The sequence below is a fragment of the Micromonospora chalcea genome, assembly GCF_028768405.1.
GTDB lineage: Bacteria > Actinomycetota > Actinomycetes > Mycobacteriales > Micromonosporaceae > Micromonospora > Micromonospora chalcea.
Map to the genome: position 1 here is coordinate 127578 of NZ_CP118233.1, position 24408 is coordinate 151985.

Sequence of the window (24408 nt, forward strand, 5' to 3'; positions counted from 1 at the left end):
GCATGTTTCTGGACCTGCTGCGACGCCGCAATCCGGGCCTGCTCGCCGCCGCCGCGCACCTGCACGACAGCGGTGACCTGCCGGCGAACTCCTACGCGCTGGACCTCGACACGGTCGCGGCGAACGCCGCCGCCATCCGCCGCGAGGCCGACCGCTTCGGTCTGTCGGTCTACGCGATGACCAAGCAGGTCGGGCGCAACCCCGACTTCTGCCGGACGGTCCGCGACGCGGGCATCACCGAGGCGGTCGGCGTCGACCTCCAGTGCGCGCTCGCCGACCGGCACGGCGGGCTCGGCATCGGTCACCTCGGTCACCTGGTGCAGATCCCCCGGCACGAGGCGGCGGTCGCCGCCGCGCTCGCGCCCGCGTACTGGACGGTCTTCAACGACGCCAAGGCCGCCGAGGCGGCGGGCGCGAGCGCGGCGGCCGGGCGGGAGCAGGCGCTGCTCGCCCGGATCGCCGCGCCCGGCGACCGCTTCTACCGGGGCCACGAGGGCGGCTGGGCGGCCGACGAGATCGTCGCGGTCGCCGACCGGCTCGACGCCCTTCCCGGCGCCCGGTTCGCGGGTGTCACCAGCTTCCCGACCCAGTTGTTCGACACGGCCGCCGGACGGGTCGTGCCGACGCCCAACCTCGGCACCCTGCGACGCGCCGCCGCCGCGCTGCGCGCCGCCGGGCGGTCGCACGTCGAGATCAACGCCCCGGGTACGACGTCGGCGGCGATCCTGGCCACGCTGGCCGAGGCGGGCGTGACGCAGGTCGAGCCCGGCCACGGGCTCACCGGCACGACGCCCTGGCACGCGGTGACCGACCTGGTCGAGGAGCCCGCCGTGCTCTACGTCAGCGAGGTGTCGCACCTGTGGGACGGCCGGGCGTACGTCTTCGGTGGCGGCCTCTACGTCGACCCGGTGCTCGGCCTGGGCGGCACCCGGGCGCTGATCGTGCCCCGGGGCGGTGGTCTCGACGACGCGTACCTGGTCGACGTGGAGATGCCCGCGCCGGAGGCGATCGACTACTACGCGATGGCCGACGTCAGCGCGGCGCCGGGGTGCGCCCCGGGTGACACGGTCCTGTTCGGTTTCCGGCCGCAGGCGTTCGTCACCCGGGCGCTGACCGCCGGCGTGACCGGCATCCGGTCCGGCGCGCCGGCCGTGGCCGGGGTGTACGCCGCCGACGGCTCGGCGCCGATCAGGTTGGAGGACACCGCCGCGGGCGACGGCCCCGGCATCCAGGCGGCTCGCCGCGCAGGGAGGGCATGATGAGCACTGTCATCCACAAGGACGACGCGACCCGGGCGGGCGCCCCGGCGCTGCGGTTGCGCGGCATCCGCAAGCAGTTCGGCGGCGTCGTCGCGATCGAGCGTTTCGACCTGGAACTGGCCGCCGGGGAGATCACCGCCCTGGTCGGCGACAACGGCGCCGGCAAGTCCACCCTCGTGAAGATCATCTCCGGCGTGTACCAGCCGACCGAGGGTGAGCTGGAGATGCACGGGCGGCCGGTGACGTTCCGGGACGCCTCCGACGCCCGCCGGCAGGGGGTCGAGGTGGTCTACCAGGACCTGGCCCTGGCCGACTCGCAGCCGGTCTACATGAACATGTTCCTGGGCCGGGAACTCACCCGTGGCCCGCTGCGCCTGCTCGACCGGCGCCGGATGGCCCGGGAGACCCAGGATCTGGTGGACGCGCTGGACGTACGCATCCCCAGCGCGAAGGCGACGATCCGGGACCTGTCCGGCGGCCAGCGGCAGGCGGTGGCGATCTGCCGCGCCACCCACTGGGCCAGCGGCCTGGTGCTGATGGACGAGCCGACAGCGGCGCTGGGCGTGGCCGAGACCGCCAAGGTGGAGGAGCTGATCCTGAAGCTGCGGGAGCGGGGCGCCGCCGTGCTCGTCGTCAGCCACAACCTGGACCAGGTGTTCCGGATCGCGGACCGGGTGGCGGTGCTGCGCCGGGGACGCCAGGTCGGCGTCCGCGGCATCACCGGGACCAGCCGCAACGAGATCGTCTCGATGATCACCGGCGCCTCCGAGGAGACCGCCCGTCCCTGAACCGCGCGGCCGGCCGCGCGCACGATGACCCCGGGTGTCCCTCCCGGGGTCATCGGCGTTCCGCGTCCGGTTCGCGGGGCGGCACTCCATGATCAACGCCGATGGCGGACGGCCCGTGCGTAACGGTCGTGTGAACTTGTGTGAACGCGGCTTCGTGCGTTGTCTCGCAGTTCGGGAGCGTTATCAAGCCGAGTCCATGAGGGCTCAGTGAACGCCGTTCACCCTATTGTTCACTGCTGCTAAATCCGGTAGAACTCCTGATAGGTCCGCTGCTCGGGCCATCTGCCTCGTGCTTCTAGGAGGACTTCTCATGGCTCGTTCACCCCGTCCGGGCGCCTCCTCGCCCGCGCTCTCCCGCCGCGGCGTCCTGCAGCTTGGGGGTGGCGTCGCGCTCCTGCTCGCCACCAGCGCCTGCGCCGCGGACAGCGGCAACAAGTCCACCGACGGCAAGTCCGGCGGCGCCGCCGCCAAGACGCTGCGCATCGCCGTCTCCAGCTACCTGTCGAGCTGGGACCAGGACTTCGTCGGCTTCGACCTGACCGCGCTGATGCTCTACAAGAACGTCTTCCCATACCTGATCGACTACGGCGTCACCAACGCCGGCGGCAGCCAGATCCTCGACACCCAGAACATCACCCCCACGTTCGCCGAGTCCTTCGAGCCCGACGCCGAACAGAAGGTGTGGACGCTCAAGCTGCGCCGCGGCGTGAAGTTCGCCAGCGGCAACGAGATGAAGGCCGCGGACGTGAAGTGGTCGAAGGACCGCGCGTTCGCCGCCCAGGCCAACGTCGCCGGCGTCTACCGCACCATCGGCCTGACCAGCGCCGACCAGGTCAAGGTCGTCGACGACTACACGGTGGAGTTCCACCAGGCCTTCCCCAGCGCGCTCACCCGGCAGATCCAGGCGATCTCGCTGTACGTCTTCGACTCGGTCGAGGCGAAGAAGCGCGCCAGCTCCAGCGACCCCTGGGCCAAGGAGTGGTTCGCGAAGAACCCGCCGACCGGCGGCTACTTCAACGTCGCCAAGGCCACCCAGGGCCAGGAGATCGAACTCAGCGCGAACACCGACTACCCGGGCCCGGACCCGGCCAAGACGCCGACCATCCGGATCTCGGTCGTGCCGGCCGCGTCCAACCAGCGGCTGCAGCTGCAGGCCGGTGACATCGACATCGCGCTGGGCATCAGCCAGCGCGACATCCAGGACCTCAAGAAGGCCCCGGGCATCAAGGTCATCTCGGCCGCCAGCAACCGCCAGGTCGCGATCCAGATGTCGGTGACCGCCGCGCCGTTCAACGACGTGAACGTGCGCAAGGCGCTCGCGTACGCGGTGCCCTACGAGCAGATCATCAACAACGTGTACGGCGGCGACGCCCGCGCGGCCAAGAGCCCGGTCCCGCTGGACATGCCCGGCTACGACGAGAGCGGCTACCCGTTCACCTACGACCTGGACAAGGCGAAGGCCGCCATGGCCGCCGCCGGCCGGTCGTCGCTCGACTCCGAGCTGGTCTTCGAGGCCGACAACGAGGAGCAGCAGAAGATCGCCGTCCAGGTGCAGAGCGAGGCGGCGAAGGCGGGCATCCGGCTCAAGCTGACCCCGCTGGACCCGGCCACCCTGGGTGAGCGGCGGACCAAGAAGAACATCCCGCTGCAGATCACCTCCGGGCAGCTCTGGGTGGACGACGTCGAGTACATGCTGGCGACGAGCTTCGTCAAGGGCGCCAACCTCAACTACTCCAACTACAGCAACCCGGAGATTGAGCAGATCTACGAGAAGTCGCACACCACCGTCGACACGGCCGCCCGCAACGCGCTCTGGAAGCGGGTCCAGGAGATCCTCGCCGCCGACGTGCCGTGGGTGGTCATCTGCCAGCCCAACTTCAACCTGCCCGTCCGGGAGTCCGTCGCCGGCTGGGTGCAGCCGATGGACGGCCTCGCCCGCCTGCGCTACCTGAGCGCGTCGGCCTAGGAACGTCAACCGCCCATGCGAATCTTCCGCTTCGTCGTCAGGCGACTGCTCCAGCTGATCCCCGTTCTGCTCGGAGTGGTCGTCCTGGCGTTCCTCCTGGTCCGGGTGCTGCCGGGCGACCCCGTCCGCAGCATCCTCGGGCAGAACGCCACCGAGGAGGACGCCGCCGCCGCCCGGGCCCGCTTCGGGCTGGACCAGTCGCTGTGGCAGCAGTTCCTCGACTACCTCAGGGGACTGGTCACCGGTGACTTCGGGACCTCCATCCAGAGCGGCAACTCCGTGGGATCGGAGATGGCGCTCCGGGTGGGGCCCACCCTGGAACTCGTCGTCATCGCCGTGAGCATCGCGCTCGTCGTGGCGACGGTCCTGGGCATCTGGTCGGCCAAACGGGCCAACCGGGTCGGTGACCACAGCGTGCGGATGTTCGCCCTGGTCGGCAACTCGATCCCCGAGTTCTGGCTCGGCCTGGTGCTGGTGCTGGTCGGCTACAGCATCCTCGGCTGGTTCCCGGCGCCGAACGGGCGGGTCGACCCGGACACGAACCTGACCCCGCTCACCGGGGCCGATCTCGTCGACGCCGTGCTCACCGCCAACGGCCCGGCGATCGCCTCCGCCGCGGCGTACCTGGTGCTGCCCGTGCTGACCCTGGTGGTCGGCGTGGTCGCGCCGCTGCTGCGCAGCGTCCGGGCCTCCGCGCTGGAGGTGCTGCACTCGGAGTCGTACGCCGCGGCGAAGGCGCACGGGCTGCGCGACCGCACGCTGCACTACGGCTACCTGCTGCGGGCGACGCTGGTCCGGCTGCCGTCGCTGGCGGCGCTGGTCTTCGGCACGGCGATCGGCTCCACCGTGCTCGTCGAGTACGTGTACTCGTGGCAGGGCTTCGGCCAGTGGGCCCTGCGCGGCCTGCTCTACCGGGACTACCCGGTGGTTCAGGCGTCGGTGCTGGTCATCGCGTTGTGCTACGTGCTGGTGTTCCTCATCGCCGACGTGGTCCACGCGATCCTCGACCCGAGAGTGAGGCTCTGATGGCCGAGTTGCGCGCCGCCGTCAGCGGCGACTCCGCACAGACGCCGGTGGTCGTCGCCGGCGGCGACCGGGACAGCCGGTTCGCCCGCCGCATGATCATCGTCGGTGCGACCATCCTGTCGGTGGTGGCGCTGGTGGCGGTGTTCGCGCCGCTGCTGAGCCCGTGGGGCGAGACCGAGATCGACCCGGCGAACACCCTGGTGGCGCCGGGCGGCAACCACCTGCTCGGCACCGACGGCAACGGCATGGACATCTGGAGCCGGGTGCTCTACGCCGCCCGGCTCGACCTGGGCATCGCCCTGGCCGCGGTGGCGCTCGCGGTGGTCGTGGGCACGCTGCTCGGCCTGGTCGCCGGCTACTTCGGCGGCTGGCTCGACGACGTGCTGATGCGGGTGGTCGACATCTTCCAGTCGTTCCCCACGTTCATCCTGGCGCTGGCGGTCGCCGCCCTGCTCGGCAACGGCACGATCAACCTGATCATCACGATCGCGGCGGTGAACGCGCCGGCGTACGCCCGGCTGGTCCGCGCCGAGGTGCGGTCGCTGCGGGAACTGCCGTTCGTGGACGCCGCCATCACCTCCGGGGCGTCGCCGGTGGGCGTGCTCTGGCGGCACCTGCTGCCCAACAGCCTCACCCCGGTCCGGGTGATCGCGCCGCTGAACTGCGGCTGGGCGATGCTCACCCTGGCCGGGCTCTCCTTCCTCGGCCTGGGCGTAAGCATCCCCGAGGCGGAGTGGGGGGCCATGATCAGCCTGGGCGCCGCGGACGTGGTCGGTGGCCGCTGGTGGACCTCCGTCCCACCCGGCCTGGCCCTGTTCGTCTGCGTCCTCGGGTTCAGCCTGCTCGGCGAAGGCCTGCAGGACCGCGCCAACGCGAAGCGGCGGTGACCATGCTGTCGATCGAGAACCTCTCGGTGACCATCCGGCGACCCGGCCGGCAGGTGGCCGCGCTCAGCGGCGTCACCTTCGCCGTACGCCCCGGTGAGGTCGTCGGCCTGGTCGGGGAGAGCGGCGGCGGCAAGAGCATGGTGGCCCGCGCCATCGTCGGGCTGCTGCCCGGCGGCTCGCACGCCACCGGCCGGGTGCTGTGCGGCGACTCGGACGTGCTGCGCATGGACGACGCCGCGCTTGCCGCCCACCGCGGACGCGGGGTGGCGATCTGCTTCCAGAACCCGCGCGGCGCGCTCAGCCCCACCCGCACCATCGGCAAGCAGCTCGTCGACCGGCTCGCCACGCACCAGGACATGTCCGGCGACCGGGCCCGGGAGGCGGCGCGCGAGCTGTTCGAGGCGGTCGGGATCCGCAGCCCGCAGCGGCGGCTCGACGCGTACGCCCACGAGCTGTCCGGCGGCATGGCCCAGCGGGTGATGATCTCGCTGGCCACCGGCTGCGCGCCGGACCTGCTGATCGCCGACGAGCCGACCACCGGCCTGGACGTGACGCTGACCCGGGAGATCCTGCGCCAGTTCCGGCACGCCGCCGACACCGACGGCCGGGGCGTGCTGCTGATCTCCCACGACCTCGCCTCGATCGCCGAGGTCTGCGACCGGGTGGTGGTGCTCTACGCCGGCACGGTGGTGGAGAGCGGCCCGGCCGCGCAGGTGCTGCGGGAGCCCGCGCACCCGTACACCCGGGCGCTGCTGCGGTCGGTGCCGGACGTCGGCGGCCGGCCGGTCGTCGCCACCCCCGGCGCCATGCCCCTGCTCACCGAGGCGCCGGAGAACTGCCCGTTCGTCGCCCGCTGCGCGCACGCCGACCGCACCTGCTCGTCCCGGCGGCCGGGCACCCAGCCGATCCCCGGCGGCCGCGAATGGTCGCTGGCCTGCTTCCACCCGCAGACCCGGCCGCTCGACGCCGACCTGCCGTCCACGCCGCACACACCGGACGCGGGCGGCGCCCAGCCGGTGGCTGCGGACCCGAAGCCCGCCGTGCTGGAGATCGAGGACGCCCACGTCGTCTACCGCAGCCGGTTCGGCTCCGGCGGTCACCACGCGCTGCGTGGCGTCACGCTGCGGCTCGCACCGGGTGAGACGCTGGGCGTGGTGGGCGAGAGCGGCTGCGGCAAGAGCACCCTCGCGAAGCTCGTCATGGGCCTGGTCGCGCCCACCTCCGGCACCGTCACAGTCGCCGGACAGGCCCTGGTCAAGCAGCCGGGCCGGCCGCGCCCGCGTGGCCGGGCGCTGCGCCGGGCCCGGACCCGCGCCCAGCTGGTGTTCCAGGACCCGATCGGCTCGCTGAGCCCGCGCCGTCCCGTCGGCGACTCCATCGCCGAGCCGCTGCGCGCCGCGGGCCTGTCCCCGGCCCAGCGGGAGGAGCGCGTCACCGCCGTGCTGGACCGGATGGAGCTGGACCGCTCGATCCTGCAGCGGTACCCGCATGAGCTGTCCGGCGGCCAGGCCCAGCGCATCGGCATCGCCCGCGCGCTGGTCGGCGAGCCGGACCTGATCGTCTTCGACGAGCCCACCTCGGCCCTGGACGTCACCGTCCAGGCGCAGATCCTCGACGTGATCGCCGACGTGGCCGCCGACGCCGACCGCGCCTCGGTGTTCATCTCCCACGACCTGGCCACGGTGCGCGGTTTCGCCGACCGCGTCGTGGTGCTCTACCTCGGCCGGGTGGTCGAGGAGGGTCCGGTGGACGTCGTCTTCGACACGCCCCGGCACCCGTACACCCGCGCGCTGCTGGGCAGCGCCCCCCGCCTCGGCGGGACGGCCGGGTCCGACGGCGAGGCCGTCGAGCTGGTCAAGGACCTGGAGGAAGCCGACGCCGCAACCGGGTGCCCACTGGCCGCCCGGTGCCCGTTCGTCACCGACCGGTGCCGATCGGAGCAGCAGGAGCTTCAGTCGTACGGCGAGAGCCGGGCCGCCTGCTGGCGCGTTCCCGAGCTTCCCGCCCTCATCGGAAGGCAGGCTGTCACGCCATGACCCGTCGCCCCATCCGGCTCGCCGTCGACATCGGCGGGACCTTCGTGGACGCCATGGAACTCGACACGCGCACCAACCGGGTCCGCTTCCGCAAGGCGGCGACGACCCCGGCCCGGCCCGCGGACGGTGTCCTCAACGCGATCAGCGCGCTCGGCACCGACCTGTCCGAGGTGGAGCTGTTCATCCACGGCACCACGCTCGGCCTCAACGCGGTGCTGGAACGTCGCGGTGGCCGTACCGGAATCATCACCAACGAGGGCTTCCGGGACATCTTCCTGATCGGGCGCGGCAACGTGCCCTCCGACCACATGTACGACTTCCAGTACCAGCGGCCGGAGAGCCTGGTGCAGCGCCGCTTCACCGCCGGGGTGCGGGGCCGGCTCGACTACCGCGGCCGGGTGGTGGAGCCGCTGGACCCGGACAGCGTCCGGGCGGCCGCGCGTACGCTCGTGGTGGACCAGCAGGTCACCTCGATCGCCATCTGCTTCCTGCACTCGTTCCTCGACCCGAGCCACGAGCGGGAGGCCGCGCGCCTCATCCACGAGGAGTTCCCCGAGGTCAGCCTGTCGCTGTCGACGGACATCGTGCGCGAGTACCGGGAGTACGAGCGGACCAGCACCACGGTGCTGGAGGCGTACATCCGGCCGATCTTCGAGCGGTACGTGGACGAGCTGGAGTCCGGCCTGGCCGAGCGCGGCTTCGCCGGGCGCTTCCTGATCATGCGGTCCGGTGGCGGCTCGATGACCAGCGCGGTCGCCAAGACCGCCCCCACGCACACCGTGCTGTCCGGCCCGGCCGGCGGCATCGTCGGCGCCGCGTACGTCGCCTCCGAGCTGGGCCGGGACAACGTGCTCACGTTCGACATCGGCGGCACCTCGCTGGACGCCTGCGTGATCGAGCGCGGCAACCCGGTCGCCGCGTACGAGGCTCAGCTGGAGCACTTCCCGCTGCTCATCCCGACGTACGACATCCGCACCATCGGCGCCGGCGGCGGTTCGATCGCCTGGCTCGACCACGGCCTGCTCAAGGTCGGCCCGCAGAGCGCCGGCGCCGACCCCGGCCCGGTCTGCTACGGCCGGGGCGGCACCAAGCCGACGGTCACCGACGCCGCTGTGGTGCTCGGCTACATGGACCCGGAGCGCTTCCTCGCCGGCACCATGGGCCTGCGCGACGCCGAGGCGCGCGCCGCAATCCAGGAGCAACTCGCCGAGCCGCTCGGACTCACCGTGGAGAACGCGGCCGCCGGCGTGTTCGACGTGCTGCTGGCCCGCACCGTCGGCGCGGTCCGCCAGATCACCGTCGAGCGGGGTCACGACCCCCGGCAGTTCGCGCTGCTCGCGTTCGGCGGCGCCGGGCCGCTGCTGGCCCCGCTGCTGGCCCGCGAGATGGGCATCGGCGAGGTCATCGTGCCGTTCGCGCCGTCCGGCTTCTCCGCCTGGGGCATGCTCTCCGCCGACATCGTCAACGACTTCAGCCGTACCGTGATGGCCACGCTCGACGACGCCGACCTGGCGGAGCTGGAGCAGCTGTTCAAGGCCGTCGAGGCCGAGGCGGTCGCGTCGCTGGTGGCGCAGGGCGTGCCGGCCGGCGAGGCGGTGCTGGAGCGGCAGTTCGAGCTGCGCTACCTGGGCCAGGAGCACAGCCTGATGGTCACCGTCGGGCGCGAGCTGGACCGCGACGCGATCCGCGCCGCGTTCGACGAGACGCACCGCGCCCGGTACGGCCACACCATGGGCAACCCGCTGCAGATCCTCAACCTGCGGGTGCGCGGCATCGGGCGCACCGACCGTCCCGAGCTGCAGACCCTGCCGCGCGGCGACGGCGACCCGTCGCAGGCGCTGCTGACGCACCGCGACGCCTACGACTTCGGGCAGCACGCGGTGGTGCCGTTCGCGGTCTACGACCGGGCCCGCCTGGAGCCGGGCGACACCTTCGACGGACCGGCGCTGATCGACGAGGGCACCTCCACCACAGTGGTGCCCAGCGGCCAGCGGGTCACCGTCGACGACCACGGATACCTGCTCGTCACCCTGGAGGAAGCCGCATGACCACGCTGGACGGAGCCCAGGTCGAGGTCGTCCGCAGCTATCTGCTGTCCGCCGCGGAGGAGATGCGGGCCACCCTCATCCGTACCTCGTTCAACCCGGTCATCTACGAGGTGCACGACTTCGGCCTGTCGATGTACGACGCCGACCTGCGGCTGGTCGCCGAGGCCACCGGGTTGACGTTCTTCCTCGGCGCGAACGACTTCTCGCTGCGCAAGGGCGTGGAGTACGTGGGCCGGGAGAACCTGCACCGCGGCGACGTGGTGCTGCTCAACTACCCGTACTGGAACGCGGCGCACGCGTACGACGCGACGCTGTTCGCCCCGGTGTTCCGGCCGGACGAGACGGACCCGGACGCGGACGGCGACCTGGTCGGCTTCCTCTGCGTCCGCGCGCACTGGATGGACCTGGGCGCCAAGGACCCGGGCTACGTGCTCGACTCGACCGACATGCACCAGGAGGGGCTGATCTTCCCGGGCACCAAGGTCGTGTCCCGGGGCGAGCCGGTGCGCGAGATCCACGAGCTGATCCGCTTCAACTCGCGGATGCCCGACGCGGTGCTCGGTGACCTGCACGCGCAGATCGCCGCGCTGCGCACCGGCGAGCGCCGGATGCTGGAGATCATCGAGAAGTTCGGCCGGGACACCGTGGACCAGGCGATCGACCGGATCATCGCCGACGGTGAGGCCCGCGCCCGCGCGGCGCTGGCGACGCTGCCGCAGGGCACCTGGACCGCCGAGGACTGGGTGGACGACGACGGCATCACCGACGACCCGGTGAAGATGCGCGTCACCGTCACCATCGACGACGGGCGCTTCATCGTCGACTTCGCCGGCTCGGCCCCGGCCACCCGCGGCCCGATCAACATGCCGTTCGGCGCGACCGAGGCGATCTGCAAGGTCGTGCTGAAGTCGCTGACGTCGCGGGACGAGCCGTCGAACGCCGGCACCGTGGCGCCGCTTGAGGTGCGGGCCGAGCCGGGCAGCCTGTTCCACGCCGTCTACCCGCAGCCCACGTTCACGCTCTGGACCGGCATCGTCGCGGTGGAGCTGATCCTCAAGGCGCTGGCCCAGGGCATGCCGGACCTGCTGCCCGCCTCCTCCGGCGGCGACGTGCCCGGCTTCATGATGGTCGGCCTGCACCCGGACACCGGGAAGATGTTCGCGGTCAGCAACAACGACCTGGTGGGCTGGGGCGGCACCGCGACGCACGACGGCATGGACGCCGCCACGCACGTCTCCGGCAGCACCGGCCGGGGTACCCCGATCGAGGTCATGGAGGCCAAGACCGGGATGTTCTTCGAGCGCTGGGAGATCCGCGCCGACTCCGGTGGCGCGGGCCGGTTCCGGGGCGGCTGCGGCCTGCGCCGCGACATCCGGTTCGTGACGCCCGGTGAGTTCCTGACCGTGATCAAGAAGACCAAGAGCGCGCCGTGGGCGCTGGCCGGCGGCGAGCAGCCGGAGCCGAACCAGGTGGTCGTCTTCCCGGGCACCGACCGCGAGCACCGGGTGAGCACCAAGCGCACCGTGGTGGCCGCGGGCGACCGGGTCACGCTGCTGACCGCCGGTGGCGGCGGGCACGGCGACCCGCGCAGCCGCGACCCGGAGGCGGTACGGCGGGACGTGGCCGAGGGCTACGTCTCCCGGGAGGCCGCCCGGGACGTCTACGGAGTGGACGTCGATGGGTGAGCCGACGGTCGACGGGGCAACCGTCGAGGTCGTCCGCAGCCATCTCGTCTCGGCCGCCGAGGAGATGCGGGCCGCGCTCGTGCGCACCGCGTTCAACCCGGTGATCTACGAGGTGTACGACTTCGGCATCTCCATCTACGACCGGCAGCTGCGGCTGGTCGCGGAGTCCACGGGGCTGTCCCGCTTCCTCGGCGCCAACGACTACTCGCTGCGCAAGGGCGTGGAGTACGTCGGCCGGGAGAACCTGCGCCGCGGCGACGTGGTGCTGCTCAACTACCCGTACTGGAACGCGGCGCACACGTACGACGCGACGATGTTCGCGCCGGTCGTCCTGCCGGACAGCGAGGAGCTGATCGGTTTCCTGTGCATCCGGGCGCACTGGATGGACCTGGGCGCCAAGGACCCCGGGTACGTGCTCGACTCCACGGACATGCACCAGGAGGGGATCATCTTCCCCGGCACGAAGGTGTACGACCGGGGCGAGCCGGTGCGCGAGATCCACGAGCTGATCCGCTTCAACTCGCGGATGCCGGAACTGGTCATCGGTGACCTCAACGCGCAGATCGCCGCGCTGCGTACCGGCGAGCGGCGGATGACCGAGCTGTACCGCGACTACGGCCCCGCAGTGGTCGACGCGGTGATCGACCGGGTGATCGACGTCGCCGCGCAGCGCGCCGGGGAGGCGGTGGCCGCGCTGCCGCAGGGCAGCTGGACCGCCGAGGACTGGCTCGACGACGACGGCGTCAGCGACGATCCCATCCTCATGCGGGTCACCGTCACCGTCGCCGACGGCGAGTTCACAGTGGACTTCGCCGGCTCGTCGCCGGCGGTGCCCGGGCCGGTGAACCTGCCGCTGGGCGCCACCATCGCCACCTGCCGGGTCGCGTTCAAGGGCGTCACCACGCCGCACGAGCAGACGAACGCCGGGCACTTCGCGCCCCTTCGGGTACGCGCCGAGCCCGGCACGCTGTTCCACGCGCAGTACCCGGCCGCCACGTTCACCCAGTGGACCGGCACTGTCGCGCTGGAGCTGATCCTCAAGGCGCTGGCCCAGGGCATGCCGGACCGGCTGGCCGCCTCCTCCGGCGGCGACGTGCCCGGGTTCATGATGGTCGGCCGGCACCCGGACACCGGCGACATGTTCGCGGTCAGCAACAACGACCCGGTCGGCTGGGGCGGCACGCCCCGGCACGACGGGATCGGGCCGGCGAACCACCTGTGCCAGACCCAGGCGCGCAACACGCCCGTCGAGGTGCTGGAGTCGAAGACGGGAATGTTCTTCGAGCGGGTGGAGATCCGTACCGACTCCGGTGGCGCGGGCCGGTTCCGGGGCGGCTGCGGCCTGCGGCGGGACATCCGGTTCGTGACGCCCGGCGAGTTTCTGACCGTGATCAAGAAGACGAAGAGCGCGCCGTGGGCGCTGGCCGGCGGCGCACAGCCGGAGCCGAACCAGGTGATCGTCTTCCCGGGCACGGACCGGGAGCACCGGGTGAGCACACGGCGTACCGCGGTGGCGGTGGGGGATCGGGTGACGTTGCTGACCGCCGGTGGCGGCGGGCACGGCGACCCGGGGAGTCGGGATCCGGAGGCGGTGCGACGGGACGTGGCCGAGGGCTACGTCTCCGCGCGGGCCGCCCGAGACGTTTATGGAGTGATCGCGTGAGTGCCGCCTATTCGCCCGAGCAGCCGAGCACGCTGCTCGGCAACTGCACAGTGCTCGACGCCCGCGTGGTGGACGGCATGGCGCCGGTGACCGGTGCCGGGGTGTGGGTCCGGGGTGATCGGATCGCCGCCGTCGGGCCGTACGCCGAGGTGGCCGAGCAGGCGCGGGCCGCCGGCCGGCTGACCGAGGTGGACCTCGACGGCGCCTACGTGACGCCCGGCCTGGTCAACATGCACACCCACTTCTCGTTGTCGCTGCCCGGCTCCGCCGGCGAGGGCGTCAAGGGGATGGGCGCGTACGACCTCGCCCACTACATGGCCGACGGGGCGCGGCGCACGCTGTACTCCGGCGTGACCACCGTGCGCTGCGTCGCGGAGAAGGACCACGCGGACTTCGCGCTGCGGCGGGCGATCAACGCCGGGCGGGTCCCCGGTCCGCGCATCTACACCGCGGGCCGGGCGCTGGTGTGCACCGGCGGGCACGGCCACGAGAGCAACGACACGCTCGAGTGCGACGGCCCGGTGGGCTTCCGCCACGGCGTGCGCAGCCAGATCAAGGCCGGCGCGGACCTGATCAAGGTGATGATCTCGGGCGGCATCGCCGGTGAGCACGAGAGCATCCACACGCCCCAGTTGTTCGCCGACGAGATGACGGCGGTGATCGAGACGGCGCACGCGTGGGGCCGGAAGGTGACCGCGCACGCCGGGCCCGCCGACGTGATCGGCGCGGCGGTCGAGCTGGGACTGGACTGCGTGGAGCACGGCTACCAGCTCACCCCGCAGGTCGCGGCGCGGATGGCCGAGCGCGGCACGGCGCTCGTGCCGACGCTGCTGGTGACCCGCTGCAAGGAGTTCTTCGACGAGCTGGGCGTGCCGGAGTGGATGCAGTGCCGCTCGCTCGGCGCCGGCCCCCGGCACCTGGAGAGCTTCGACATGGCGATCGCCGCCGGGGTGGAGGTCCTGCTCGGCAGCGACATGCCCCCGTTCTGGGAGTTCGAGGGCACCACCGCCTCGATCCGGGAGCTGGAGTACATGTCCGAGCGGATCGGCGCCGCGCGGGCCATCCACGCCGGCACGCTCGGCCCGATCCGGTGGCTCGGCGCGGAGTCCGACCTCGGCACCGTCGAGGTCGGCAAGCTGGCCGACCTGATCGCGACGGACGCCGACCCGCTGGCCGACACCTCGGCCTTCCGGGACGTGCGGTGGGTGATGAAGGGCGGGCAGATCGCCCGCGACGACCGCAACCAGGAGGAGACGCGATGACCTTCGCGCAGGCAGGCGCGGCGGAGATCGCCGCCGGCATCGACGACATGTACGACGCGTTCCTCGCCGGGGACCAGCAGCGGTTCGACACGCACCTGGACCCCGAGGTGACCACCTGGGAGACGCACCTGCCGGGACCGCTGCGGACCCGGGCCGAGCTGGACGAGTACCGCGCCCAGCGGGACGCCGCCGGTCAGCGGCCCCGGCTGGCGGTGCTCGCCGCGCGGGGCAAGCGCATCGACGTGTGGGACGACTTCGGCGTGGCCCGGTACGAGCTGGTCGCGCAGCTCGGCCCGGACGACGAGCCGGAGATCACCCGGGTCACCGACGTGGTGCGCCGGGTCGACGGCCGCTGGGTGATCGTGCACCACCACGCCGAGCTGGTCCGGGAACCGGTGGGCGCGGCATGATCCGGCGGCTGGTCGCCGGGCGGACCGGTGAACCGGCGGACGTGCTGTCGGTCGCCGAGCTGCCCGACGACCCGCCGCCCGGCCCCGGCCAGGTGCGGCTCGCCGTCCGTACGGTCGGGCTGAACTTCCTGGACGTCATGCTCTGCCGGGGCGAGTACCCGGTGCGGCCGGATCCGCCGATGACGCCGGGGGTGGAGGCGGCCGGGCGGGTCGTCGCCGCCGGCGACGGGGCCGGGCACCTGCTGGGTCAGGAGGTGCTGGCCTGCCCGGCGCTGCCGCGCGGCGCGCTCGGCACGACAGTCACAGTGGACGCCGCGGTGGTGGTGCCGCGACCGTCCACAGTCGACCCGGTCACCGCGGCGGCGTTGCCGGTCACCTACCAGACCGCGTGGTTCGCGCTGGAGCGGGCGGGCGTCACCGCCGGGCAGACGGTGCTGGTGCACGCCGGCGCGGGCGGTGTCGGCATCTCCGTCATCCAGCTCGCGGTCGCCCGCGGCGCCCGGGTCCTCGCCACCGCCGGCGGCCCGGTCAAGACGGCGATCTGCCGCGACCAGGGCGCCGAGGTGGCGATCGACTACACGGCGGAGGACTTCGTGGCCGCCGTGCGGGAGGCCACCGGCGGGCGGGGCGTGGACGTCGTGGTGGACCCGGTGGGCGGCGACGTGTTCGCCCGCTCCTGGGAGTGCCTCGCCTTCGAGGGCCGCCTGGTCGCGGTAGGCGCTGCCGGTGGCGCGCCGCCGCCCGTCGATCCGCTGCGGCTGATGGCGGCGAACGCGACGCTGGTGGGCCTGTCCTGGGGCTCGCAGTACCCGTGGCAGCGCCCGTCCGCGGTCGAGGCCGCCTACCAGGAACTGTTCGACATGTGCGCCTCCGGCGCGGTCCGGCCGCCGGTCAGCCGCGTCGTGTCGCTGGACGAGACGCCCGCGGCGCTCACCGAGCTGGCCGAACGCCGGACCACCGGCAAGATCATCGTACGGATCGACGAAGGGGAGGGGCCGTGAGCGACACCGCCGACGGCGACATGGAGATCTACGACCTGAAGGTGACAGTCGACCGGATCGAGGGCCGGTCGGTGTGCGGCATGGCCGTGGGCGACTCCTTCGAGCTGACCAACAGCGCCCACCTGCGGCTGCCCGAGGGCAAGCACTTCTGCGTGTACGCGCTCGCGTCCGTGCTGCCCTTCCTCGCCGCCAAGCAGCGTGACCTGGCGCCGGGGGACTGGCTGGCCCAGGACTCCCACTTCATCTGCCCCGACCCGGAGGAGCGGCTCGTCATGAAGGTGGAACGGACCTGCCGGCGCACGATGAACTCGGCGGACCTGACATGACCGTCGAGATCGGACTCGGCCTGCAGAGCGACAAGCCGGCCGGCGCGTACGCCCGGCTGGCCCGCGCCGCCGAGGCGCACGGCTTCGACGTGCTCACCGTCTTCGGCGACCTGATGTACCAGCCGCCGATCTTCCCGCTGCTGGAGATGGCGCAGGCGACCGAACGGGTACGCCTCGGCGCGGCCTGCCTGAACCCGTACTCGATGGCCCCGTACGAGATCGCCGGTCAGCTCGCCGCCCTGGACCTGGCCTCGCACGGGCGGGCCTACCTCGGCCTGGCCCGGGGGACCTGGCTGGGTTCGGTCGGCCTGCCGCAGCCGCGGCCGCTGACCACCATCGAGGAGGCCGTCCAGGTCGTCTACCGCCTGCTGCGCGGCGACCGCAGCGGCTTCACCGGAAAGGTCTTCTCGCTGGAGGCCGGCACCGCGCTGCGCTACGACGTGCAGCGGCCCGACCCGCCGCTGCTGCTGGGCGCGTGGGGTCCGCAGGGCGCTGCGCTGGCCGGCCGGATCGCCGACGAGATCAAGGTGGGCGGCAGCGCCAACCCGGACATGGTCCCGGTGATCCGCGAGCGGCTGCGGACCGGCGCGGAGAAGGCCGGGCGCGACGTCGCGGACGTCGGCATCGTGCTCGGCGCGGTGACAGTCGTCGACACCGACGGCGCGGCCGCCCGCGCCAAGGCCCGCACCGAGGTCGCCATGTACCTCGCGGTGGTGGCGGAACTGGACCCGACCGTCGTGCTCCCCGACGACCTGGTCAAGCGCGTCGGCGACCTGGTCGACGCGGGCGAGGACGAGGCGGCGGGCCGGTTGATCCCGGACGACGTGCTGGACCGGTTCGCCTTCTCCGGCACCCCGGAGCAGGTCGCCGCCCAGGCCCAGGCGCTCATCGACGCCGGCGTGCGCCGGGTCGAGTTCGGCACGCCGCACGGCCTGACCGACGAGCGCGGTGTGGACCTGCTCGGCTCCGCCGTCCTGCCCCTGCTGCGCAGGTGAGCGCCGTGCGGCTCACCGTCGTGGTCGGCCCCGGCCTGGTGGCCGACACCGAACTGCTGGCGTCGCTCGTCGCCACCAGCAGCGCCGAGCTGGACAGCACCGGCACGGTCGTCACCGCCGCCTCGGCCGACGAGCTGCGCTCGCTGCTCGCCGCGGCGCAGGGCCCGACTGTGGTGCTGCCCGGCCCCACCACACCGGCCCGCGCCCTGATCGGCGCGCAGCCGCCGCACGCGGTCTGGTACGACCTCACCGTCGAGACGCCGGTCCCCGGCGCGGTCCACCTGGCCGGCCGGGGACTGTGGGGCGTGACCTGGGCGATCCGGCACGCCGTGCACCGCTTCCGCGCGCCGGCCGATCGGATCGCCTACGGTCCCGGCCCGGAGCAGTGGGCTGACCTGCGGCTGCCGTCGGACCCGCACACCGGGCCGGCGCCGGTCGCAGTGCTGCTGCACGGCGGATTCTGGCGGTCGGTCTGGGGCGCGGACCTGATGGACGCGCTCGCCGTCGACCTGGCTGCCCGAGGCTACGCGTCCTGGAACCTGGAGTACCGGCGTCCGGACCGGCACGGCTGGGACGCCACCACGGAGGACGTCGAAGCCGGCCTCACCGCGCTGCGGGACCTCGCCGCCGACCGGCCGATCGACCTGGAGCGGATCGTGGTGCTGGGCCATTCGGCCGGCGGGCAGCTCGCGCTGCGCGCCGCGGCGGACCTCGCCGCGCGAACGGGCGGGCCACGTGTCGCGCTCGCGGTCTCGCTGGCCGGGGTGCTCGACCTCACCGAGGGCGAGCGGCGCTACCTCGGTGACGGCGCGGTCGCCGCGGCGCTGGGCGGCTCACCGGCCACGGCCCCGCGCCGGTACGCCGAGAGCGACCCGATGCTGCGGCTGCCGACAGGGGTGCCCACGCTGCTCGTGCAGGGGACCGCGGACAGTCTCGACCTCGTCGACGCCAACCGGCGTTACGCCGCGGCGGCGGCAGCCGCGGGCGACGAGATCCGCCACCTGGAACAGCCGGGGGACCACTTCGCCGTCATCGACCCGGCGTCGGACATCTGGCGGGACACCATGACGGCAGTGGACGCCCGCCTCGGTAGCTGACGTCGCGCCCGCAACCGAATCGCCCTCCGAGTTCACGTAGATGAACACGGAGGGCGGTTGGTGACGCCGGTCAGAACAGCCGGGGCGTGACCACCGAGACCACTGTGGTGACCGAGTCGGTGTCGTTGTACATCTGGTGCGGCACCGACGAGCGCAGGTGCACGCTGTCGCCCGGGCACAGCCTGTGCTCCACGCCCTCGACCTCGTAGAGCAGCTCGCCGGAGATGACGTAGGCGAACTCCTCGCCCCGGTGGCCGTACGCGTTCTCCCGCCGCCCGCCCGGCGCGATGTGCACGAGCATCGGCTCCAGCACCAGGTCCGGCCCCCGGTCGGAGAGCATGCGGTAGGTCTGCTGCCCCGACACGTACTGCGTTGCCGACGTCTCCGCCCTGGTCAGCGTGAAGTGCCGGGGAAGCTGGGAGACGTTGCTGTCGGACGTGCCGTTGCCGGCGTCGAAGAAGTCGGCCACCGACTTGTCGAGGGCCTTGGCGACGCTGCCCAGCGCGGTCAGGCCGATCGAGGAGATGCCGCGCTCGACCTGGGACAGGAAGCCGATCGACAGGCCGGAGCGGGAGGCGAGGCCGCGCAGGGTGAGCCCGCGCTCCTTGCGGTAGCGCCGGATCCGGGCGCCGACCACCCCCGCCGGGGTGCTCTCGTCCGCGGGGCCGCCGGAGGCGGCCTGCTCCGACGGCGGCTGACTGTCCATGGACCGCACGGGGACCTCCTGTTGCGGTGGCGGGGGGATCCGCCCGGGATGTTCGATCCTATCGAACATGCCCGCACTTGTGCGAGGGGTGGCCGGGGGATTTCCTGGTCCGCTCCGGCGGTGTCATCCCTGGTGGACAGCGGTGCGGCCGGCGTCGCCGGCCGCTCACTTGAACGCGAGCGCGTTCGGCGGCGACCCGACGCCGCCGGGCAGGTTCAGCGGCTTGCAGGTCAGGAAGAACTCGTAGACGCCGTCGGCGGCGCAGTCGGCGGCGAGGTCGTCGAGTTTCCACAGCTCGCCCAGGGCCATCCCGAGCAGCGCGATGAGCGGCCGGTGCAGCATGCCGCTGTGGTCGACCCCGCGCGGCGGCGGCCGGTCGTCGGGCGTGCGGAAGTCCGAATCCAGCACCGGATCCGCCTCCACGGCCAGGTTGTCGGCGGCGACGAGCGCGATCTCGTGGTCCCACAACCAGCGCAGCACCGACTCGCGCTGGGCGAGCCCGGGGGAGCGGTTGCGCGTGTTGAACTCGATCCGTTCCTCGACGGACTTGGCCAGGTAGTTCTCCGCCCACCCGGTACGCAGCAGCAGCATGTCGCCGCCGCGCCAGGACACGCCCTGCGCCTGCGCGACGGCGTCCAGCACGGTCTCGTCCAGCGCGATCGTCTGCTCGCAGTCGTACGGCCGGCCCTCGCTGGCGAAGTGCCGGGGGACGTCGAGCAGCACACCCCGCCCGGCGATCCCGGCCTCCGCCCAGTGGTGGATGCCCAGCGCGGTGGAGCCCTGGTTGTTGTCGTCAGCGGACAGGCCGCCGTAGAAGCCGTGGGCGGGGTGCCCGATGTGGCGCAGCGAGTCGAGCTGCGAGCTGGACTGCAGGTAGAACGAGTCGATCCAGTCGTCGCGATGCAGCGGGTTGTTGGCGAAGACGTGGTGCTCGGTGGGACGCCGGGTGCCGGTCGGGTAGGGCTCGAAGGCGTTGACCGGGTAGTCGAGGTTGAACCGCTCGCCCCGCCGTACCAGGCGGGCGGCGGCGGTCACGCGCTCGGGCGTCAGCCGGTTGATGCTGCCGAGCTGGTCGCCCGGCCCGAAGACGTCCCAGGCGGCGCCGGGCACCGCGGCCGTGGAGAGCTCGTCGTAGGTCGGCACGGTGATTCCTTTCGGGCGGCTCAACGGAAGGTCAGCGGCTCGCCCCGGTAGGGCGCCAGCCCCTCGCGTTCGGCGCCGGTCAGCGGCCGGGGCCGGCGGTCGGCCAGGTCGCAGACCACGAGCGTGGTCTGCGCGAGCAGGTACGTCGACGTGCGGGCCAGGTCGAGGAAGCGGAAGCTCAGGTCGAGGCTGCGGGAACCGGTACGGGACAGCCAGGCGTCGGCGAGGATCGACTGCCCGTGGTAGGCGAGCTCGCCGGTGAACTCCAGCCGGGCCGCCGCCGTCATGGTGAACGTCCCGGCGCCGAGCACGGCCAGCGCCGGCGGCCGGTCCGGGTCGAACGTGCCGGGCAGGTCCGGCAGCCCGAACGTGCGGATCCGGGCCTCCTCGACGTACCGCAGCCAGGTGACGTTGTTGACGTGGCCGTAGTGGTCGGTGTCGGCCCAGCGCAGGTGCAGCGTCGTCGTGAGGGGTGCCACGGCGTGCCTCAGCGCCGGTACCGCACGGTGCGGCCCGCCTGGACGGCGGCCCGGGCCGCCGCGCCGAGCAGGCTGGCGTCGTTGCTCAGCAGCGTGAAGGCGAAGCCGGCGTCGGCCGCCCGCCGGACCGCGTCGGCGTCCGCCCCGCCGGAGTTGCCGATGGGTACGCCGGCGGCGAGGCAGTCCTTGACGGCGGAGCCGACGAGCGCGACGACCCGTGGATCGTCCTCGGTCGTGCCCTCGGACGTCGACAGGTCCGCGGCCCCGACGAGCAGCGCGTCGACACCGGGCACCGCCGCGACGGCCCCGGCGGACGAGGCGGCCCGGGCGCTCTCGATCTGGACGACCAGCACCACCTCCTCCTGGCCGTAGCGCAGGTACTCGGCGCGGGGCATGGCGCCCCACGCGCCGGCCCGGCTCGTGCTGCCGACGCCGCGGGCGCCCAGCGGCGGGAACCGTACCGCTGCGACAGCGGCTCGCGCCTGCTCGACGGTGTCCACGTGCGGGACCATCACGCCCTCGGCCCCCGCGTCGAGGATCCGCTGCGTGAGGCCCGGGTCGAGCGCCGGGATCCGGACGATCGGGGCCAGCCCGAGGTGGTTGGCGGTGCCGATCAGCTGATAGGCCGTCTGCAGGTCGATCGGGGCGTGTTCCAGGTCGACGACGACGAAGTCGAACCCGGCGAGCGCGAGCAGTTCCACGCTCTCCATCACCGGCAGCTTCACCCAGGTGCCCAGCGCCGGGGCGTCCGGGCGGGCGAGCGCCGCCCGGAACCGGCTGCGCCTCGGCGCGGCCACGTCGGTGCTCATGACGGCATCGGGTAGTCGTCGGCGTTGCGTACCCAGCCGGGCTTGGCGGAGAAGTCCGCCCGCGGCGGCGCGAACATGTCGATCAGCTGCTGGTGGTCGCCGACGCCCTGGGTGGTGTGCACGGTCGGCGGCGGGATGACGCAGAGCGAGGGCACGCCGAGGCGGCCGTGGTCGTCCGGGCGCCAGCGGGTGGAGTCGGGGCCCCAGGGGTAGCGGATGTGGTGGACGAACTCGCCCTTGACGCCGAACGAGAGCTGCTCGAAGTCGTCGTGCGAATGGGGGGACAGGCGCAGCGGGTCCCGTGGCGTGGGTTCCTCGGCCAGAAAATTGATCATCATGTTGGTGGTGCGGAAGATACGCCCGAACCGGCCCGGCTCGATCGGGTGCTCGGCGAGCGGGTACACCCGCAGGCGGAACCCGTCCACCGGGTCGGGCCAGGCCACGAGCGGCGCGCACCGGGGGTCGGGCTCGCGGTACGCCGCCGCGTTTGCGGCCGCCCCGGCCAGATCCGGGGCGACTGTGGAGAACACCCGGATCACCGGGCCGTCGGCGAGCGCCTCGACCACGCTGTCGCCGGGCGGCACCACCACGAACGCCTCCTGCGCCACCTCGGCGGAGCCGTCGCCGGCGCGCACCCGTACCGGGGCGCTGCCGGAGTACATCAGCACCGCGTACTCGTCCGGCTGCGCGGAGCGGGCGAACCGGTCGCCGGCCACCGCCTCGGTCCAGGAGAGCACGAGGTGCTGGCCGCGTACCAGCCAGGTCCGGCTGCCCGCCTCGGTGACCGCTGTGGGTGCCGTGTCGTACAGCGCGAGGTACTGGGCCGGGCGGACGGGCGTGGACGGGTCGACAGTCCGCGACGGAGCCGCCGCGGCCAGTTGCGACCGGATGTCGTCCTTGGCATACATGGTCATGTCATCAGTCCCTGCGAGGTGTCGGTGGCGTCAACGGCTGATGTTCCGGCCGCCCTTGAGGCCGAGGATCGCCCGGGCCTCGTCGGGCGTCGCGATCGTGCGGCCCAGGTCCTGGACGATCGACCGGACCTTGCGGACCTGCTGCGCGTTGCTGGTGGCGAGTTCGCTCTTGCCGATGTAGAGGTTGTCCTCCAGCCCCACCCGGACGTGCCCGCCCAGCCACGCGCTGTGGGTGCAGAACTGCATCTGATGCCGGCCCGCGGCGAACGCGGAGAAGTGGTAGTCGGCGCCGAACAGCTTGTCGGCGATGGCGATCATGTGGGTCAGGTTGGCGTGGTCCGCGCCGATGCCGCCGAGGATGCCGAAGACGCCCTGGATGAACAGGGGTGGCCGGGCGAGACCGCGATCCACGAAGTGGGCCAGGGTGTAGAGGTGCCCGATGTCGTAGCACTCGTACTCGAAGCGGGTGCCGCCCTTCTCGCCGATCTCGCGCAGCGCGTACTCGATCTGGGCGAACGTGTTGATGAAGGGCTGCCGGTAGGTGTTCTCGACGTAGGGTTTCTCCCAGTCGTGCTTCCACCGGCTGACCCGGTCCGCGATGCCGGAGTAGACGAAGTTCATCGACCCCATGTTCAGCGAGGCGAGTTCGGGGCTGAACCGGGCCGCGGCGGCGAGCCGTTCCTCGATCGTCATCGACGAGGCGCCCCCGGTGGTGATGTTGATGACCGCGTCGCATCGTTCGACGATCGGCGGGATGATCTGCTCGAACGTCTCCGGTTCGAACGCGGGACGTCCGTCCGGGTGCCGCGCGTGCAGGTGGATGACCGCGGCGCCGGCCTCCGCCGCCTCCAGCGACGACCGCACCACCTGCTCGGGGGAGAGCGGAAGGTGGTCGCTCTGCGAGGGCACGTGCACGGACCCGGTGACCGCCGCGCTGATGATGACCCTGTCCGCCCTGATCACGACGGGCTGTCCTCCAGACCGAGCAGGTAGGCCGGGTTGCCGGCGATCATCCGCCGGACGTCCTTCTCGGACACCCCGTGGTCGAGCAGGCGCTGCACGAGGTAGATGTAGCCGTCGACCGGCAGCGGGTTGCCCTGCTGGCCCAGGTCCGAGCCGATGGTGGTCCGTTCCGGCCCGACGCGCTCGATCCAGCGCACCAGCTGCTCGATCGGCCAGCCCGGCTTCGGGACGCCGGGGTGGTACATCGCGATCTCGTGCTCGACGTACGCCCCCATCCGCAGCAGATCCTCGATGTCGCCGTCCGAGGCGCCCACGATGAAGTCGGGGTGCTGGACGAGAAGCCGGCGCACGCCCTTGTCGACGGCGACCGTGAACAGCGCCTTCATCGAGTCGGCGTCGAGGTGGCCGCCGGTCAGCAGCGCGTGGGCGTCCGCGACGACCTCGACGACCTGCTCGGTCTGCGCGGAGACGGACCCGCTGTCGTCGAACACCGAGACCTCGCTCTCCAGCAGGTCCAGGCCCGAGGTCGGGAACCCGTGCTCGTGGCTGTGGTGCTCGATGTGCTGGCGCGCGGACACGGTGGGCGCCCAGACGCACCGGCCGCCCATCCGCAGGCTCATCGCGACGGCCGACGGGTTGATGCCGCCGACCTCGGAGTTCAGCGCGACGCCCCCGTAGACCGGCGTCGGCGCCTCCTTCAGCCAGGGCCCCATGGCCAGCAGGTCCATGACGGTGTTGTGGTGGTGCGACTTCACCAGCAGCGCCCGCACGCCGATGCGCGCGGCGTCGTACGACGCCTCGACGTGGTTGATCCGCCGCGGGAACGGGCTCGGGCCGGAGTGGCAGTGCAGGTCAACCGTGCCATCCAGGACCTTCAACAGCCCTGGGGGGACCGGCTGGTGACCTTTCGAGACGCCCATCGACTCCTCCTGTTCGTCCCATGAA

22 protein-coding genes are annotated in these 24408 nt (G+C 72.5%); 15 read left to right on the top strand and 7 right to left on the bottom strand.

Annotation, left to right across the window (positions count from 1 at the left end):
• Positions 1-2 precede the first annotated feature (2 nt).
• From PVK74_RS00565 to PVK74_RS00635, 15 genes are all read left to right on the top strand, one after another.
• A complete protein-coding gene (locus PVK74_RS00565) occupies positions 3-1259 on the top strand; it encodes an alanine racemase (RefSeq protein WP_274477905.1) in 1257 nt (418 codons plus the stop codon).
• The gene (locus tag PVK74_RS00570) at positions 1259-2047 is read left to right on the top strand and encodes an ATP-binding cassette domain-containing protein (protein WP_274477906.1); all 789 of its coding nucleotides are present in this window, start codon (positions 1259-1261) and stop codon (positions 2045-2047) included. Before PVK74_RS00565 ends, PVK74_RS00570 begins: the two co-directional genes overlap by 1 nt.
• A 310-nt stretch (positions 2048-2357) precedes the next feature.
• Complete coding sequence (locus PVK74_RS00575; protein WP_043325206.1) at positions 2358-4013, top strand: ABC transporter substrate-binding protein; 1656 nt, start codon at positions 2358-2360, stop codon at positions 4011-4013.
• A 15-nt stretch (positions 4014-4028) separates the two neighbouring features.
• Positions 4029-5039 (top strand): ABC transporter permease, encoded by a 1011-nt coding sequence (locus PVK74_RS00580; RefSeq protein WP_043325205.1) that lies wholly within the window; start codon positions 4029-4031, stop codon positions 5037-5039.
• Positions 5039-5926, top strand: coding sequence for an ABC transporter permease (locus tag PVK74_RS00585; protein WP_064447403.1), 888 nt, complete (start codon positions 5039-5041; stop codon positions 5924-5926). Before PVK74_RS00580 ends, PVK74_RS00585 begins: the two co-directional genes overlap by 1 nt.
• A 2-nt stretch (positions 5927-5928) precedes the next feature.
• Positions 5929-7962: an ABC transporter ATP-binding protein gene (locus PVK74_RS00590; RefSeq protein WP_274479335.1), complete on the top strand. Its 2034-nt coding sequence runs from the start codon at positions 5929-5931 to the stop codon at positions 7960-7962.
• The gene (locus PVK74_RS00595; protein WP_043325203.1) at positions 7959-10010 is read left to right on the top strand and encodes a hydantoinase/oxoprolinase family protein; all 2052 of its coding nucleotides are present in this window, start codon (positions 7959-7961) and stop codon (positions 10008-10010) included. Before PVK74_RS00590 ends, PVK74_RS00595 begins: the two co-directional genes overlap by 4 nt.
• The gene (locus tag PVK74_RS00600; protein ID WP_274477907.1) at positions 10007-11695 is read left to right on the top strand and encodes a hydantoinase B/oxoprolinase family protein; all 1689 of its coding nucleotides are present in this window, start codon (positions 10007-10009) and stop codon (positions 11693-11695) included. The genes PVK74_RS00595 and PVK74_RS00600 overlap by 4 nt, the downstream gene beginning before the upstream one ends.
• Entirely contained in the window at positions 11688-13358 is a 1671-nt protein-coding gene (locus tag PVK74_RS00605) for a hydantoinase B/oxoprolinase family protein (protein WP_274477908.1), read from the top strand. Before PVK74_RS00600 ends, PVK74_RS00605 begins: the two co-directional genes overlap by 8 nt.
• Positions 13355-14620, top strand: coding sequence for an amidohydrolase family protein (locus tag PVK74_RS00610; protein ID WP_274477909.1), 1266 nt, complete (start codon positions 13355-13357; stop codon positions 14618-14620). The genes PVK74_RS00605 and PVK74_RS00610 overlap by 4 nt, the downstream gene beginning before the upstream one ends.
• Complete coding sequence (locus tag PVK74_RS00615; RefSeq protein ID WP_064447407.1) at positions 14617-15030, top strand: nuclear transport factor 2 family protein; 414 nt, start codon at positions 14617-14619, stop codon at positions 15028-15030. The genes PVK74_RS00610 and PVK74_RS00615 overlap by 4 nt, the downstream gene beginning before the upstream one ends.
• Positions 15027-16031, top strand: coding sequence for a zinc-binding dehydrogenase (locus tag PVK74_RS00620; protein ID WP_064447408.1), 1005 nt, complete (start codon positions 15027-15029; stop codon positions 16029-16031). Before PVK74_RS00615 ends, PVK74_RS00620 begins: the two co-directional genes overlap by 4 nt.
• Positions 16028-16357, top strand: coding sequence for a TIGR04076 family protein (locus tag PVK74_RS00625; protein ID WP_043325197.1), 330 nt, complete (start codon positions 16028-16030; stop codon positions 16355-16357). Before PVK74_RS00620 ends, PVK74_RS00625 begins: the two co-directional genes overlap by 4 nt.
• Positions 16354-17352 carry an LLM class flavin-dependent oxidoreductase gene (locus tag PVK74_RS00630; protein WP_043325196.1) on the top strand — a complete coding sequence of 333 codons (999 nt, stop codon included), beginning with the start codon at positions 16354-16356 and terminating at the stop codon, positions 17350-17352. Before PVK74_RS00625 ends, PVK74_RS00630 begins: the two co-directional genes overlap by 4 nt.
• A complete protein-coding gene (locus PVK74_RS00635) occupies positions 17349-18449 on the top strand; it encodes an alpha/beta hydrolase (RefSeq protein WP_274477910.1) in 1101 nt (366 codons plus the stop codon). The genes PVK74_RS00630 and PVK74_RS00635 overlap by 4 nt, the downstream gene beginning before the upstream one ends.
• A 70-nt stretch (positions 18450-18519) precedes the next feature.
• Here PVK74_RS00635 and PVK74_RS00640 read toward each other — a convergent pair whose 3' ends face one another.
• The 7 genes from PVK74_RS00640 to PVK74_RS00670 form a co-directional block, all read right to left on the bottom strand.
• Positions 18520-19155, bottom strand: coding sequence for a helix-turn-helix domain-containing protein (locus tag PVK74_RS00640; protein ID WP_245255176.1), 636 nt, complete (start codon positions 19153-19155; stop codon positions 18520-18522).
• Between the two features lie 165 nt (positions 19156-19320).
• Positions 19321-20298, bottom strand: coding sequence for a cyclase family protein (locus PVK74_RS00645; RefSeq protein WP_158559987.1), 978 nt, complete (start codon positions 20296-20298; stop codon positions 19321-19323).
• A gap of 20 nt (positions 20299-20318) precedes the next feature.
• A complete protein-coding gene (locus PVK74_RS00650; RefSeq protein ID WP_274477911.1) occupies positions 20319-20777 on the bottom strand; it encodes an acyl-CoA thioesterase in 459 nt (152 codons plus the stop codon).
• A gap of 8 nt (positions 20778-20785) precedes the next feature.
• Positions 20786-21586 carry an HpcH/HpaI aldolase family protein gene (locus PVK74_RS00655; protein ID WP_113973278.1) on the bottom strand — a complete coding sequence of 267 codons (801 nt, stop codon included), beginning with the start codon at positions 21584-21586 and terminating at the stop codon, positions 20786-20788.
• Entirely contained in the window at positions 21583-22500 is a 918-nt protein-coding gene (locus PVK74_RS00660; RefSeq protein WP_199496027.1) for a cupin domain-containing protein, read from the bottom strand. Before PVK74_RS00660 ends, PVK74_RS00655 begins: the two co-directional genes overlap by 4 nt.
• 30 nt (positions 22501-22530) lie before the next feature.
• Positions 22531-23463 (bottom strand): 3,5-dioxohexanoate:acetyl-CoA acetone transferase, encoded by a 933-nt coding sequence (gene kce / locus PVK74_RS00665; RefSeq protein WP_104115303.1) that lies wholly within the window; start codon positions 23461-23463, stop codon positions 22531-22533.
• Positions 23460-24383, bottom strand: a complete 924-nt coding sequence (locus PVK74_RS00670) for a DUF6282 family protein (RefSeq protein WP_274477912.1) — start codon at positions 24381-24383, stop codon at positions 23460-23462. The genes kce and PVK74_RS00670 overlap by 4 nt, the downstream gene beginning before the upstream one ends.
• Positions 24384-24408 lie beyond the last annotated feature (25 nt).

Coding starts and splice junctions, on each gene's coding strand:
- PVK74_RS00660 (WP_199496027.1), bottom strand. CDS start 22,500: ATGACCATGTATGCCAAGGACGACATCCGGTCGCAACTGGCCGCGGCG.
- PVK74_RS00580 (WP_043325205.1), top strand. CDS start 4,029: ATGCGAATCTTCCGCTTCGTCGTCAGGCGACTGCTCCAGCTGATCCCC.
- PVK74_RS00590 (WP_274479335.1), top strand. CDS start 5,929: ATGCTGTCGATCGAGAACCTCTCGGTGACCATCCGGCGACCCGGCCGG.
- PVK74_RS00600 (WP_274477907.1), top strand. CDS start 10,007: ATGACCACGCTGGACGGAGCCCAGGTCGAGGTCGTCCGCAGCTATCTG.
- PVK74_RS00605 (WP_274477908.1), top strand. CDS start 11,688: ATGGGTGAGCCGACGGTCGACGGGGCAACCGTCGAGGTCGTCCGCAGC.
- PVK74_RS00570 (WP_274477906.1), top strand. CDS start 1,259: ATGAGCACTGTCATCCACAAGGACGACGCGACCCGGGCGGGCGCCCCG.
- PVK74_RS00620 (WP_064447408.1), top strand. CDS start 15,027: ATGATCCGGCGGCTGGTCGCCGGGCGGACCGGTGAACCGGCGGACGTG.
- PVK74_RS00595 (WP_043325203.1), top strand. CDS start 7,959: ATGACCCGTCGCCCCATCCGGCTCGCCGTCGACATCGGCGGGACCTTC.
- PVK74_RS00585 (WP_064447403.1), top strand. CDS start 5,039: ATGGCCGAGTTGCGCGCCGCCGTCAGCGGCGACTCCGCACAGACGCCG.
- PVK74_RS00640 (WP_245255176.1), bottom strand. CDS start 19,155: ATGGACAGTCAGCCGCCGTCGGAGCAGGCCGCCTCCGGCGGCCCCGCG.
- PVK74_RS00630 (WP_043325196.1), top strand. CDS start 16,354: ATGACCGTCGAGATCGGACTCGGCCTGCAGAGCGACAAGCCGGCCGGC.
- PVK74_RS00565 (WP_274477905.1), top strand. CDS start 3: ATGTTTCTGGACCTGCTGCGACGCCGCAATCCGGGCCTGCTCGCCGCC.
- PVK74_RS00575 (WP_043325206.1), top strand. CDS start 2,358: ATGGCTCGTTCACCCCGTCCGGGCGCCTCCTCGCCCGCGCTCTCCCGC.
- PVK74_RS00655 (WP_113973278.1), bottom strand. CDS start 21,586: ATGAGCACCGACGTGGCCGCGCCGAGGCGCAGCCGGTTCCGGGCGGCG.
- PVK74_RS00670 (WP_274477912.1), bottom strand. CDS start 24,383: ATGGGCGTCTCGAAAGGTCACCAGCCGGTCCCCCCAGGGCTGTTGAAG.
- PVK74_RS00615 (WP_064447407.1), top strand. CDS start 14,617: ATGACCTTCGCGCAGGCAGGCGCGGCGGAGATCGCCGCCGGCATCGAC.